9 protein-coding genes are annotated in these 12,757 nt (G+C 67.2%); 4 read left to right on the top strand and 5 right to left on the bottom strand.

Annotated elements, in window-relative coordinates; all coding sequences use genetic code 11:
• Nucleotides 1-168: 168 nt before the first annotated feature.
• From BAU07_RS01775 to BAU07_RS01795, 5 genes are all read right to left on the bottom strand, one after another.
• Entirely contained in the window at nt 169-729 is a 561-nt protein-coding gene (locus tag BAU07_RS01775) for a 5'-3'-deoxyribonucleotidase (RefSeq protein WP_066653292.1), read from the bottom strand.
• Nucleotides 730-879: 150 nt separating this feature from the next.
• Nucleotides 880-1,515 (bottom strand): 2'-5' RNA ligase family protein, encoded by a 636-nt coding sequence (locus BAU07_RS01780; protein WP_066653293.1) that lies wholly within the window; start codon nt 1,513-1,515, stop codon nt 880-882.
• Between the two features lie 66 nt (nt 1,516-1,581).
• Nucleotides 1,582-3,102, bottom strand: coding sequence for an efflux transporter outer membrane subunit (locus BAU07_RS01785; RefSeq protein ID WP_157121915.1), 1,521 nt, complete (start codon nt 3,100-3,102; stop codon nt 1,582-1,584).
• A 9-nt stretch (nt 3,103-3,111) separates the two neighbouring features.
• Complete coding sequence (locus BAU07_RS01790; RefSeq protein ID WP_066653294.1) at nt 3,112-6,330, bottom strand: efflux RND transporter permease subunit; 3,219 nt, start codon at nt 6,328-6,330, stop codon at nt 3,112-3,114.
• A 23-nt stretch (nt 6,331-6,353) separates the two neighbouring features.
• Entirely contained in the window at nt 6,354-7,559 is a 1,206-nt protein-coding gene (locus tag BAU07_RS01795) for an efflux RND transporter periplasmic adaptor subunit (RefSeq protein WP_066653303.1), read from the bottom strand.
• A 402-nt stretch (nt 7,560-7,961) separates the two neighbouring features.
• On the opposite strand from BAU07_RS01795, the gene BAU07_RS01800 reads away from it, so the two are divergent.
• From BAU07_RS01800 to BAU07_RS01815, 4 genes are all read left to right on the top strand, one after another.
• Nucleotides 7,962-9,062: a LysR family transcriptional regulator gene (locus BAU07_RS01800; protein ID WP_084025105.1), complete on the top strand. Its 1,101-nt coding sequence runs from the start codon at nt 7,962-7,964 to the stop codon at nt 9,060-9,062.
• A 41-nt stretch (nt 9,063-9,103) separates the two neighbouring features.
• Complete coding sequence (locus BAU07_RS01805; RefSeq protein WP_066653305.1) at nt 9,104-10,021, top strand: LysR substrate-binding domain-containing protein; 918 nt, start codon at nt 9,104-9,106, stop codon at nt 10,019-10,021.
• A 261-nt stretch (nt 10,022-10,282) separates the two neighbouring features.
• Nucleotides 10,283-11,260, top strand: a complete 978-nt coding sequence (locus BAU07_RS01810) for a Bug family tripartite tricarboxylate transporter substrate binding protein (protein ID WP_066653307.1) — start codon at nt 10,283-10,285, stop codon at nt 11,258-11,260.
• A 12-nt stretch (nt 11,261-11,272) separates the two neighbouring features.
• Nucleotides 11,273-12,547 carry a M28 family peptidase gene (locus tag BAU07_RS01815; RefSeq protein ID WP_066653308.1) on the top strand — a complete coding sequence of 425 codons (1,275 nt, stop codon included), beginning with the start codon at nt 11,273-11,275 and terminating at the stop codon, nt 12,545-12,547.
• Nucleotides 12,548-12,757: the final 210 nt, after the last annotated feature.

Below are 12,757 nucleotides of genomic sequence, written 5' to 3' on the forward strand. Positions count from 1 at the left end.
CGATGCGGTCAGCTTACAGCACCCTGGACGCGCCGGATGCAATCAATCGCTTGGGAGGCGCACGCTATCGTTACGGCTTTCGCGCGAGGCGTGGGCGCACGCGGCCTCCTGGCTACACCCTTCGGCTGGTTCCCCACCGCCGGCCCACGTCCACGCGCGATGGCCAGCTCAGCGGTCGGCCTTGTACAGTTCGCCGCCCAGCACGTCGCGCCAGTTCGACCACGACAGCCGGGGGCGGTCCGTGATGCCGCGGTTATAGGGCGCGTCATAGACGATGTGCCGCCAGCGCGGCGGCAGCGCGCCTTCGATGTGGGGCCGGTCATCGATCAGGATGTCGCCCTGCACCAGCGTCTTGTCGCGGGTGAGGATCAGCCGCTGCGTCCAGGCGCGGCCCAGGTGCCGTTCGACCCAGTGGTATTTCTCGGCGACGCAGTTTTCGTACTGGCGCAGCGGCGAACTGCATATGCGGACATCCAGGCCCAGGTCCGCGAGTTCACGGATCGCGTCGAGGGCGCCCGCCACCGGAGGCAGGTTGCGTATGAAGCCCGGCGCCGTATACAGCGCCTCGGCGCGGGCGCGCAGCTCGGGTGCATAGTCGTCCAGGATATGGAAGGACCTGCGGTCCTCGAATTCGACCGGCGGGATGTCCGGATGCGCCCGGCGCCAGGCCGCGACGAAGGCGTTTTCGAAGTCGGCGAGCACGCCGTCTTGGTCGATCAGGATGAGCATGTGCGCGATGAGGGCGGGGAGGAGGCCTATTGTGCCGCAGCCTGCCGCAGCGTGCCCCGGCGCCGGGGGAACGTCCCGCGCGCGTCGGGCGACGGGCAGCGTGGGCCCGGGGCCTTCGCCCGGCGCGGACATCAACCTTTGTGTTCGGATTCAGGCCTGGGTGGCCGCCACGATCCGGTAGCGCGAGGCGCCGTTCTGGGTCGAGGCCACGAGCACATAGCGGTCATAACGCCAGACGACGGGCGTGGCGGGCGGCTGCGGCAACTGGCGTGTATCGGCATTGCGCAACAGCGTGACATGGGGCCGGAAACGGTTCTCCGGCCTGGCAGGATGCAAGGGGCCGACCCAGTCCCACAAGCGCGCATGCTCGGCCTGCAGCCGTGCCGCGCCTTGGTCGTCTTCATCGGGTCGATGCTGGCCGCGGCCCGCGTCCATTTCGTCGTCGACAGGTGTCATCCCGCCGTCCGCCGGTCCGGCCCATACGATGCCCGGACGGGCGAACGCGCCGAAGCGGCTCAAGGTGACGGCGCCGGGCGCGATACGCTGCGTCTTCGTCGCCTGCGCCAAGGTGTGCATCACTTCGGGCGAGGTATCGCCCAGAAAGGCCAATGTCAGGTGCAGGGTATCCGGCCGCATGACGCGACCGCCGCAGGCGGCATGCGCCTGCTGTGCCCACTGCGTCAGCATCCGCAAGGTGACCGCATCGGGCCACAGCGCAAAAAACAGCCGGACGGAGCCGGCCTGTGCGGGTTCGGCAGACGGGAGCGGTTGCGATCGAGGGGCCATGGCGGGACGGGTATGACGCTGGCGACGAAGGCCTCCAGCGTACACCCGTCGCGGCCGCATCCTGGCCTAGCGGTTCGCCACCGCGGCCGCGGCGGGCGCGGCGGCCTGCTGCGCCTGCTGGCTGTCCAGTCCCCAGCCGCCGCCCAGCGCGCGGATCAGGTTCACGGTGGAGCGCGCGCGTTCTCCGTCCAACTGCACCGACACGCGCTGCTGGGTGAGCACCGTACGGTCGGAATCGATCACGTCCAGGTAGCTGATCGAGCCTTCCTTGTACTGGGTGTGGGAAAGCTGGGCGGCCCGCGACGAAGCCTGCACCGCCCGGTCCTGCGCCTGGGTCTGTTCGGTGAGGATGCGCAGGTTGGCCAGGTTGTCCTCGACTTCCCGGAACGCTCCGAGCACCGTCTGGCGGTAGTTGGCCACGTCTTCCTCATACGCTGCCCGCGCGCGATCCAGGCCGGCCTGGCGGCGGCCCGCATCGAAGATGGGCAACGTCAGCATGGCGCCCGTCAAGGGCCCCAGCAGGAAGGCCCGGCTGGACCATTCGAACAGGTTGCCCAGCTCCGACGATTCGAAGCCGGCGTTGCCCGTAATGTTCAATTGCGGGAAAAAGGCCGCGCGCGCCGCACCGATGCGGTCGTTGGCCGCCGCCATGGCGCGTTCCGCGGCGGCGATGTCGGGCCGGCGCTCCAGCAGCGCGGACGGCAGGCCCGGCGGCACATTGATGACGACGCGGGATAGCGGGTTCGCGGGCAACGAAAACTCCGCGGGCGCCTTGCCCAGCAACACCGCCAGGGCGTGCTCCGAGGCGGCGCGCCGGCGGTCGATGCCCAGGGCCTCGGATTGCGCGGACGCCAGTTCCGAGCGGGCGCGGGCCACGTCGAGTTCGCTGATGTCGCCTTCCTTGTAGCGGCGTTCGACCAGATCCAGCGTCTGCTGGCGCAGGGCCAGCGTCTGCACGTAGAGCTGGCGCTCGGCATCGAGCTCTCGCACGATGAAGTAGTTTTCCGCCACGTCGGCCTGCAGCGCCAGTTGCACCGAACGCAGCAGCGCTTCGCTTTGCTGGGCGTCCGCGGTGGCGGCGTCCACGGTCGACGACACCCGGCCGAACAGGTCGGCTTCATACGAGACGCCCAACTGGCCGCGCCACAGCGTACCGGTGGTCGCCGGTCCGTCGTCCGCGAAACCTTGCGAGGCGGGCGAGGCCCGCTGCCTTGTGGGCCCGAACGCCGCGTTGACTTCCGGGAACAGGCCGGACCGCGCTTCGCGTTGCACGGCACGGGCCTGGGCCAGGCGCGCCGCGGCGGCCTTCAGGTTCTGGTTCGCTTCGGCGGCCTGGCTTTCCAGTGCGTCCAGGGTCGCATCGCCGAAGACCTTCCACCATTCGCCGCGCAGCGCGGCCTCGGACGGCTGGGCCGCCTTCCATTGGCCCGCCTGTTCCGGCGGCAGCGCTTCCTTGAAGGCCGCCGTCGTCGGCGCCGCCGGCCGTTCGTAGGTCGGCGTGAGCGAGCAGCCGGCCAGGATCAGGGCGGTCAGCGTGGACATCGAAAAGCGGTTCAGCGTTTTCATCTGGGACTTCATGTCGGTCATCCGATTCGATTATTCAGCGCCGGGCACGGGGTGGCCGTGTGCCGGTGGTTGGCCGTCCGCCGGGGTGCCCGGCGCGTGATGCTTGCTGGCCGAGTGCAGCTTGCGCGGGTTGATGGCACGCAGCGCCACGTAGAAGACCGGCGTCAGGAACAGGCCGAACAGCGTTACGCCCAGCATGCCGAAGAACACCGCGATACCCATGGCGTGGCGCATTTCGGAGCCGGCGCCCGACGAGTAAACCAGCGGAACCACACCCATGATGAAAGCGATGGAGGTCATCAGGATGGGCCGCAGGCGCAGGCGGCAGGCCTCGATCGCCGCGTCGAAGGCGGTACGCCCCTGCATCTCCAGTTCGCGGGCGAACTCCACGATCAGGATGGCGTTCTTGCATGCCAGCCCCACCAGCACCATCAAGCCGATCTGCGTGAAGATGTTGTTGTCCCCCCGCGTCAGCCACACGCCGGTCAGCGCCGCCAGGATGCTCATGGGCACGATCAGGATGACCGCCAGCGGCAGCGTCAGGCTTTCATACATGGCCGCCAGCACCAGGAACACCAGCAGCACGCTGATCGGGAAGACCCAGATGCCGGCGTTGCCCGCGAGGATCTGCTGGTACGTCAGGTCCGTCCATTCGAACTTGATCCCGCGCGGCAAGGTCTCCGCCGCGATGCGCTCGGCGGCTTCCTTGGCCTGGTCGGACGAATAGCCGGGAGCCGGCCCGCCGTTGATGTCGGCGGCGGTATAGCCGTTGTAGCGCACCACCATTTCAGGGCCGTAGGTCTGCGACACCCGCACCAGCGAAGACAGCGGCACCATCTCGCCCGCGGCGTTGCGGGTCTTCAGCAAGCCGATGTCCTCGGCGCGGGCGCGGAAAGGCGCGTCGGCCTGGGCACGTACCTGGAACACACGGCCGAAGCGGTTGAAGTCGTTCACATACAGCGAGCCCAGGTAAATCTGCATGGTGTCGAAGACATCGGTCACCTTCACGCCCAGCTGCTTGGCCTTGACGCGGTCCAGGTCCACGTCCAGCTGCGGCACGTTGATCTGGTAGTTGGTGAACGACGGTCCCAGCTCAGGCGCCTTGGCGGCGGCCGCCATGAAAGACTGCGTGGCGCGGTCCAGCGCTTCGTAGCCGAGCGCCCCGCGGTCCTCGATCTGCAGCTTGAAGCCGCCCAGCGTGCCCAGGCCCATGACGGGCGGCGGCGGGAACACGGCGATGAACGCGTCCTTCACGGCGCCGAACTTCTGGTTCAGCGAGGCCGCGATCTTGTCGGCCGGCAGTCCGTCCTTCACCCGCTCATCGAAGGGCTTGAGCGTGACGAATACGATGCCCGCGCTGGAGCTATTGGTGAACCCGTTGATGGACAGGCCGGGAAAGGACACGGCATGGTCTACGCCCGGTTCCTTCATGGCGATGTCGCCCATGCGCCGGATCACGTCTTCCGTGCGGTCCAGGGAAGCGCCGTTGGGCAACTGCGCGAAGCCCACCAGGTATTGCTTGTCCTGGGCCGGCACGAAACCGCCCGGCACGATGTACGAGATACCCACCGTCGCCGCCAGCAGCACCGCGTACACGGCCAGGCTGGCGGACTTGCGCTGGATCACGCCGCCGACGTTGGACGAATAGCGATCGGAGGCGCGGTTGAACACGCGGTTGAAGGCAGCGAAGAACCGGCCCAGCACGCGGTTCATGACGCGCGTCAGCCAATCCGGCTTGGCATCATGGCTCTTGAGCAGCAGGGCGGCCAGGGCCGGCGACAAGGTCAGCGAGTTGAAGGCCGAGATCACGGTGGAGATGGTGATCGTCATGGCGAACTGCTTGTAGAACTGGCCGGTCAGGCCCGTCATGAAGGCCAGCGGCACGAACACGGCAGCCAGGGTCAGCGCGATGGCGATGATGGGCCCGCTGACTTCCTGCATGGCGCGGTATGTCGCGTCGCGTGGCGATAGCCCGGCGGCAATGTTCCGCTCGACGTTCTCCACCACCACGATGGCGTCGTCCACCACGATACCGATGGCCAGCACCATGCCGAACAGGGACAGGGCGTTGATCGAATAGCCGAAGGCCAGCAGCAACGAGAACGTGCCGATGATGGACACCGGTACCGCCAGCAGCGGGATCAGCGATGCGCGCCACGTCTGCAGGAAGACGATCACCACGATGACCACCAGCGCGATGGCCTCCAGCAGGGTATGCACCACCGCCTCGATACTGGCGCGCACGAATTGCGTGGGGTCATACACGACGTCGTACTTCACCGAGGGCGGGAAGTCCGCCGACAGCTCCTTCATGGCTTCGCGCACCTGCTTGGACACGTCCAGCGCGTTGGCGCCCGGTGCCTGCATGATGCCCAGCGCCACCGCCGGCTTGTTATCCAGCAGCGAACGCAGGCCGTATTCGGCGGCGTCCAATTCCACGCGGGCCACGTCGCCCAGGCGCACCACGCCGCCGTCCGGAGAGGTCTTCAGCACAATGTCGCGGAATTCCTCTTCGCTTTGCAGGCGGCCCTGGGTATTGACGTTCAACTGCAGCGGAACATTGTTCAGGGTGGGCGAGGCGCCGATGACGCCCGCGGCGACCTGCACGTTCTGCTCGCGGATCGCGCTGACCACGTCGTTGGCCGTCATGCCGAGCCGCGCGACCTTCTGCGGATCCAGCCAGACGCGCATGGAATAGTCGCCCGACCCCCACAGCTGCACGTCGCCCACGCCGGAGATCCGCGCCAGGCGGTCCTTGACATTGAGCACCGCGTAGTTGCGCAGGTACGTCATGTCGTAGCGGTTGTCCGGCGAAATCAGGTGGACCACCAGCGTCAGGGTCGGCGAGCTCTTGGCCGTCGTCACGCCCAGGCGCTGTACGTCATCCGGCAGGCGCGGCAGCGCCTGGGACACGCGGTTCTGCACCAGCTGTTGGGCCTTGTCGGGGTCCACGCCCAGCTTGAAGAAGACCGTCAGCGTCATGTTGCCGTCGCTGTTGGCCTGCGCCTGCATGTACAGCATGTTCTCGACGCCGTTGATCTCCTCTTCCAGCGGCGCGGCCACGGTTTCGGCGATCACCTTGGGGTTGGCGCCCGGATACTGGGCGCGCACCACCACGGAAGGCGGTACGACTTCCGGGTACTCGGATATCGGCAGCTGGAACATGGCCAGTATCCCGGCCAGGAGAATCAGCACCGATAGCACGCCCGCGAAGATCGGGCGATCGATGAAGAATTTGGATATGTTCATGACGCTCTCGGTGGCGGATCGGGTCAGGCGGGGTTGGCGGGAGCCTGCGCGCCGCTGGTCTGCGTGGGCGGCTCCAGGCCGGCCATGGGCACCAGGTGCGGGTCGACGGCGTCGCCGGGCCGCACGCGTTGCAGGCCGTTGACGACGATGCGCTCGCCCGGCTTCAGCCCGGCGCTGACGACGCGCAGGCCATCCTGGGCCGAACCCAGCTGCACTTCGCGGTACTGCGCCTTGTTCTGCGCGTCCACGACCATCACGAAACGCTTGCTCTGGTCGGTGCCCAGGGCTTTTTCATCGATCAGGATGGCCTTGTGCGGGTCGCCGCCGCCCAGGCGGATGCGGGCGTACAGGCCCGGCACCAGGGCGCCGTCCGGATTGTCGAAGGTGGCGCGCACGCGGATGGTGCCCGAGCTGGTGTCCAGCCGGTTGTCCACGTACTGCACCTTGCCCTGGCGCGAGTAGCCGTCCTCGTTGGCGAGCCCCATGAAGACAGGCACCTGGCCCGATTTGCCGGTACGCGCCGGATTGACGTACTTCAGGAAGCTTTGTTCGTCCACGTCGAACGATGCATACATCGGATCGACCGATACCAGCGTGGTCAGCGCCGTGGAGCCGGCGCCCGCGGCCACCAGGTTGCCGACGGTCACCTCGGCGCGCGACACCCGGCCCGAAACGGGGGCCAGGATGCGCGTGTAGCCGAGGTTCAGCCGGGCAATCTCCAGCGCCGCTTGCGCCGCCTTCAGGCTGGCCGCGGCTTCACGCGCGTCGTTCTGCCTCTGCTCCAGATCGCGGCGCGCGATGGCGTTGTCGGCGATCAGCCGCTGCGCCCGGGCCAGTTCGGAAGCGGTATAGGCGACACGCGCCTTGGCGCCCGCCAGGTTGGCCTCGGCGCGATCCACCTCGGCCTGATAGGGCAAGGGGTCGATGGTAAAGAGTTCGTCGCCCTTGTGGACCAGGCTGCCATCCTTGAAATGGACGGCGATCAGGGTACCCGACACGCGCGGCCGGATTTCGACCCGGTCCACCGCTTCCAGGCGTCCGGAATAGCTTTGCCAGTCGGTGATCGACCGTTCGACCACTTCGGCCACGTCCACGGGGGCCGCCGGGGGCGCGCTGGCCGCGGTGGCGGTATTGTTCCCCTGGCCGCGAAGAACGGCGATACCGCCGGCGATGGCGATAAGAGCGGCGAACGTGGCCGCCAATGCGTAGCGACTGCGCAACACAGACATGTCGAATCCTTGAAGGGGGCGAAGCGGTCATGGCGAACGATCCCGCTGTCTTACACGGCAGCGGCGCGGGTCACGGAAGCCAGGTGCCGGGACGGCGGCCTGGGCGCGGCACAGCCGCACATGCGCTTGAATTGTGGTTATCCACGCCGTGGCGTGGTCTGTCGGCCGGCCGGTCGTTGGCGAAAACCGGTTGGGCGCGACGCGCATCCGTGACGGAAAGCAGGGGCAAAGGCGCCCGGAGGCCGGGACGCCGATCGATCCATTTCCGCCTGGTTAATCGGAATGGACGCATTCTGGCTGTTTTGTTGCCACGAATAAATATCTATACTCAAACAACTCTATTCGGCCATCTCGAACAATTATTTGTTCATAATGCCGTCACACCCTTGCCGAGGTCGCACCATGGATCGTTTTCAGGCCATGCAGGTGTTTGTCAGGGTGGTCGACGCGAACAGCTTCACCCGCGCCGCCGATCATCTTGGCCTGCCCCGCACCACCGTCACCACCATCATCCAGAACCTTGAGAAGCTGCTGAATGTGCGGCTGCTCAATCGCACCACCCGACGGCTCAGCCTGACGCCGGATGGGGCCGCCTATTACGAACGCTGCGTCCGCATCCTCGCCGACGTGGAAGAAGCCGAGGCGGCCTTCATGGATGCGTCGCGCCGTCCACGCGGAAAACTGCGCATCGACACGCCGGCCGCCATCGGCAGGCTGATCCTGATTCCATCATTGTGCGAATTCCACGAACGCTATCCCGATATCGAACTGGTGATCGGCATGGGCGACCGCCCGGTGGACCTGGTGCAGGAGGCCGTGGACTGCGTCATCCGGGTCGGGGAGTTGAAGGACTCCAGCATGGTCGCGCGCCGCATCGGCATGTTCGAAGGAATGAGTTGCGCCGCGCCCAGCTACATCGAAGCCCACGGCGAACCGCAGACCCTGGAGGACCTGGCTGAACACCAGGCGGTGCATTATTTCTCCAGCCGCACCGGCCGCGTCATCGACTGGGACTTCATGGTCGACGGCGAAGCCATCGAGGTCAAAGTGCCTGGCATCGTGTCGGTCAACGATTCGGAAGCCTATATGGCGTGCGGCCTGCAGGGATTCGGGCTGATACAGCCGCCGCGCTTCATGGCCTTGCCGTATCTGCAAAGCGGGGCGCTCAAGGAGATCCTGCCGGCCTGGAAGCCCAAGCCCATGCCGATATCCGTGGTGTACCCGCACAACCGGCATCTGTCCCCCAAGGTGCGGGCCTTCACCGACTGGGCGGCGGAAATCTTCAGCCGTTGCCCGCTGTTGAGCGGCCGCAGCGATGTGATCGACAGTGAATGCACCTGGGCCGGCCAGGACATCAGGCAGCGCCACACGTTCGAGCGCGATACGGCAACGGCTGCTGCCCGGGCCGTCGCGCCGGCCGCCGGCGCCTCCGCCTCCGTACCGGCGGCGGTATTGCCGCTGCATGGCGCCGAGGCGGGCCTGGCGCCGAAGATATCGGCCTGATGCGGCCGGCCGGCGATGATCGCTGACGTGGGGACGCGACCATGAAAGGGTCGCGCCAGTCGCTGACATCGCTGCGGATTTTCCTGGCGGCGGCGCGGCACCTGAACTTCAGCCGCGCCGCCGAGCAGCTCAGCCTGACGCAGAGCGCGGTCAGCAAGCATATCCAGGCCACCGAGGCACGCCTCGGCGTAAGCCTGTTCAAGCGGACCTCCGCCGGCTTGCGCCTTACCTATGCCGGCGCCCTCTACCTGGAGCGCGTCAGCGCCGCGGTACGCCTGCTCGACGAAGCCGACGCCGTGGTGGCGCGTCCCGACGCGCGCGTGGCGTTGAACATCGCGGTCTCCCCGTCCTTCGCGCAGTTCTGCCTGATTCCGGGGCTCCGCGCGTTCTTCGACATGCATCCGGAGATCCGCATCAACCTGCGTCCGCGCCTGCTGTACGGCCGTGACAAGGCGGAACGGTTCGATGCGGAGATCCAGCTGCATACCGGCCACATGGCGGGCATGACCACCCAATACCTCTGCGGGAGGGAGATGGCGCTCGTCGGCGCGCCGTCGCTGTTCGAGCGCAACCCCGTGCGGACCATCGACGACCTGGCCGGTGTGCCGCTGCTCAAACGGGCGCAGCGCGGATACGGGTGGGACGAATGGAAGGCGGACATCGCCCCCGACTGGCCCGGCCCGGCGCCCACCGCACCCGAATACGAAGGCTTCTCGGTGCTCATGCCCGCCGTGATGAACGCCTTGGGCGTAGCCGTCGTGCCCCTGTGCATGGTCGTCGACGCACTGCGTGCCGGCCAGCTCCAGCGGCCCCTGGGCGAATCGGTGGAAGGCCGCTACGCGTATTACCTGATGCGGCCCCGCCCCGATGTCGGAGGGCCTTATCTGGATGCCTGGTGCGACTGGATTGCCGCCCGCGCCCAGGCGCTGAACGCCGCCGTCCACGCCCTGGTGGCGTAGTCCCGCGGCACGCCCCGGACGCGGCCATCCGCCATCCATCATCCATCATCCATCGTCCGCCACGCGCCGCTCGTCACGACGCCTGATCCGTCGCGCGCCACGCCTCATCCGTGACCCGCCATCGGCGGGCGCAGGCCGCCTGGCGATGCAGCCATGCCAGGTATTCCAAATTGGAATAGTGCATGCCCATACTTCCATTGCGGTCGATAGTGCCCGAATTCAGAATTCGTTCAGTTACTTTCCTTATCCGCCGAGCCCATCATGACGCCCTGGAAACCCTTCGCCGCCGCGTTCGCCCTGGCCGCCGCCACCATAGCGGCGCCCGCCGCGACCGCCGCCTATCCAGATCAACCCATCAAGATCGTCGTTCCGTACACGGCGGGCGGCAGCTCGGATGTCATTGCGCGCGCCATCAGCGACGAACTGAGCGCCGAACTTGGCCAGTCGGTCATCGTGGAGAACCGCGCCGGGGCGGGCTCCATGATCGGGACTGCCTACGTCGCCAATGAAAAGGCGGATGGCTATACGCTCCTGCTGGCGGACGTCCCCTTTACCATCGTGCCGGCCCTGTATGGAGACCGCATCAAGTACAAGCCGCAGGCCGACTTCACCGCGGTGTCGCTGCTGGGCGTGTCGCCCATGTACCTTTTCGTCAACCCGGCGTTTCCCGCAAAGAGCGTGAAGGAACTGGTGGACATGGCGCTCGCCAAGCCCGGCTCCATCTCCATCGGTTCCGGCGGCAATGGTTCGCTGACGCACCTCATGGCCGCGCTTTTCATGCTCAATACCGGGATCAAGTTGGTGCATATCCCTTACAAGGGCGCGTCGGCTTCCGTCAACGACCTTGCCGGCGGCCAGATCGACGCCAGCTTCACCACCATGCCTACCGCCACCGCCCTGTACCAGGCGGGCCGTGTGCGGCCGCTGGCGGTATCCAGCCCCCAGCGCCAGCAGGAAAGCCCCGATGTTCCCACCTTCGACGAGGCCGGCGTGGCCAATATGACGGTGCAAAGCTGGTGGGGCCTCGTGGCCCCGGCTCGTACGCCCGCTCCGGTGCTGGAAAAACTCAACGCCGCCATGGCCAAGGTCATGCAATCGCCCAAGGTGGTGGGGCGACTGAACAGCGTGGGCGTCAATCTGCCCTCGGACACCAGCGCCGCGGCCCTGCAGAAGCTGCTTGCCGCCGACTTCACGCGTTGGGACGAGGTCGTCAAACGCGCCGGCATTACCTTCGAATAAGGAGCCCGGCGCATGGATACATGGCTGGAAGATGCGGCGGCCGATGCCGCCCTGATGAACGATTTCCATGCAATCTGCGCCTTCGGCGGGCGCCTCTCGGGCAGTGGGCAGGACACCGCCGCCATCGGTTGGGCGTTGAGCCGGATGCGCCACATCGGCGACGACGCGCGCCGCCTGCAGGTACCCTATGACGGCTGGCGCGCGGGGCGTGTCGCCTTGACACTGGTCGGCAGCCCTCAACCCCTGGCCTGCCGGGCTCTGCTGCGGTCCGCCTCGACGCCCGTGGAAGGACTGGAGGGCGAACTCGTCGACCTGGGCGAAGGCCGTACCGAGGACTTCGACCGAGCCGGCCCGGCGGTGCAGGGCAAGATTGTCCTGGTCCGGCACGAGTATCCGTTTTCCCCGCGCCACCTGCACCGGCGGCGCAAATACGACCTTGCCGTCGCGCGCGGCGCCATAGGCTTTCTCATCGCCAACCCGCTGCCCGGCGGCGGCCTGCTGTCCGGTTCGTCGGGACGTCCGCGCGGCGCGGCGGGCATACCGGCCGCCTATGTCGATTACGACAGCGCGCTGGCGCTGGCCCGGGCGGCGCAGGCGGGCCCCGCCCGCGTGCGCATGGTGGTCGAAGGCCAGGAAGACGAAAACGCCCTGGCCGATCTGGCCATCCTCGATATACCGGGCGGGACCGACAGCCGGGTCGTCATCAGCGCCCATATGGACGGCCACGACCTGGGCAGCAGCGCCCTGGACAATGCCACCGGCGTGGCAGTGGCCCTGGCCGCCGCGCGCGTGCTGGCGCCCCGCATATCCACGCAGACGCATGGCCTGCGGGTCTGCTTCTTCACCGCCGAGGAATGGGCCCTGGCGGGCTCGGCCCGGTATCTGGCCGACATGGACCCCGCGCAACGTCGGACGCTGAAGCTCAACATCAACCTGGATACGGTGGGCGGTGACTCGCGCCTGACCGCCTTGATCAGCGATTTCCCGGCCCTGGCGCCCTTCGTCGCGCAAGCCGGTGCGCGCGCCGGTATCCCGGTGGATAGTTATTTACCGCTGATGCCGAATTCCGATCACGCCAACTTCGCCGCGCATGGCATCCCCGCATTGCGCCTGGTGGCGGGGTTCGATCGTCCCGAATCGGCCGTCAACAACATCCTGTCGCCTGGAGATATCCCCGCGGTGGTGCAGGAGTCGGAGTTGCGCGCCGCCCTGCGCGTGACGTGCGCCATGGCGTGGCAGGGCCTGTCCATGCCTTCCATGGCGTTGGACGCCCTGGCCCGACGCTGACGCCGCCATCCGCGCCGCTGCGTAACGATGCGGCGAGGGCATATCGCCGCGGCCCTCTGGCGTCTGCTGCGAGGATGCGTTGGGGCGGAGGGAAAATTCCTACGGTGTTCTGCCGTTCATGGCGCCGAGAGTCGGAATTCTCCGACTGACCGGTGCCTATCGGCTGTCTAGACTTCCCGTCCCGCCGCCGCCGAGCGGCTCGCGTGAAGG

This window comes from Bordetella flabilis (assembly GCF_001676725.1).
GTDB lineage: Bacteria > Pseudomonadota > Gammaproteobacteria > Burkholderiales > Burkholderiaceae_B > Bordetella_C > Bordetella_C flabilis.